The organism is Paenibacillus sp. J22P15 (assembly GCF_056269345.1).
In genome coordinates this window covers 1-1,340 of record NZ_JBWDNT010000045.1, presented here as the reverse complement: position 1 = coordinate 1,340, position 1,340 = coordinate 1, and the positions used below count along the sequence as shown (strand labels likewise).

1 protein-coding gene is annotated in these 1,340 nt (G+C 52.1%); it reads left to right on the top strand.

Features of this window, described 5'->3' with window-relative positions; genetic code table 11:
• Nucleotides 1-1,180 (top strand): type 2 periplasmic-binding domain-containing protein (locus tag AC0YN6_RS30420; RefSeq protein WP_475751990.1); only part of this gene is annotated, 1,180 nt, incomplete at its 5' end.
• Nucleotides 1,181-1,340: the final 160 nt, after the last annotated feature.

Below are 1,340 nucleotides of genomic sequence, written 5' to 3'. Positions count from 1 at the left end.
CTATGCGTCGACGAACGGGAAAGCGCTTGGAAAGGCCACCTTCGACGGGAAACTGATGGCGATACCGAACATTGTGCCACAAGGCGATGCGCCATCATTCTTGTGGGTACGTCAGGACTGGCTCGACAAGCTCGGCCTGAAACAGCCGTCCACATTGGATGATGTTACTGCGACCGCCAACGCATTCATCAAGCAGGATCCGGACGGTAACGGTAAAGAGGATACCTTCGGTCTGCCTGGATCGCCAATCGACCTTGTCGGTGTTGAAAATGGATTCGCCTCGATTTTTAGTTACTACGGATCGTATCCGAAGTACTGGATGAAGGATGCGTCCGGCGATGTCGTATACGGTTCAATTCAACCGGAGACGAAGGAAGCACTCGCCAAACTTCGCGAGTGGTACGAAGCCGGAATTATCGACAAAGAATTCGCCTTGCGCAAGGAAACACACGAGCTGATGGTCAGCGGAAAAGCGGGTATGTTCTACGGGCCGTGGTGGATGCCGTGGGGAGCTATTGGCGATGCGGTTAAAAATGATCCGGAGGCCAAATGGGTGGCTATTGCCGCACCGCTCGATGCAGAGGGCAATTTCCGAACGCATACCGTTCCGGTCAGCAATGCCTTCGTCGTCGTTAAGAAAGGCATTAAACATCCGGAAGCGGCCATGATTGTCATCAATACGACAATCGCTGCCGAACGGGGAACGGGTAAGAATGCGAAGGATCTGGACATGCGTGTCAGTCCGGGCAATTGGCCGGTCAGGATTACCGTCGATTATGCGGACACAGTCACCCGAAAGCATGAGATGCTGATGCAAACGCTGGATGATAAGTTGAAGCTGGAGGAGATGACTGCGGAAATGCAGGACATCTATCAGAACGCGAAGCAGTCGGACTTTGATCCAATAAAGGACTTGGGCGCATGGCAGCCTTATTATTCCTATACGACAGGTAGCAAGCCGCTCACCGGACCGTTGAAGCCAATGGACAACCTGTTTACCTCTGTAACGAAGACGATGGAAATAAAGAGTGCTACGCTCGACAAGATGGAGAAGGAGATCTTTCTTAAAATCATCATGGGCAAGGAGCCGTTGGATGCGTTCGACACGTTTGTCGAGCAGTGGAAGAAGTTGGGCGGCGATCAGATTACGCAAGAAGTGGCTGAAGCTATCGGCAATTGAATGTTCGGTAAAGGACCCGATCCATTCTGGTGAGGGTCCCGATTTTGTAAGAAAGGCGGGATCACCGTGAATAAACAGCCATTTGCTCTCCATTACCATCTTATGCTCCTGCCGGGCATCGTCTTGCTCGTTCTGTTCAGCATCGTCCCCATGTTCGGCA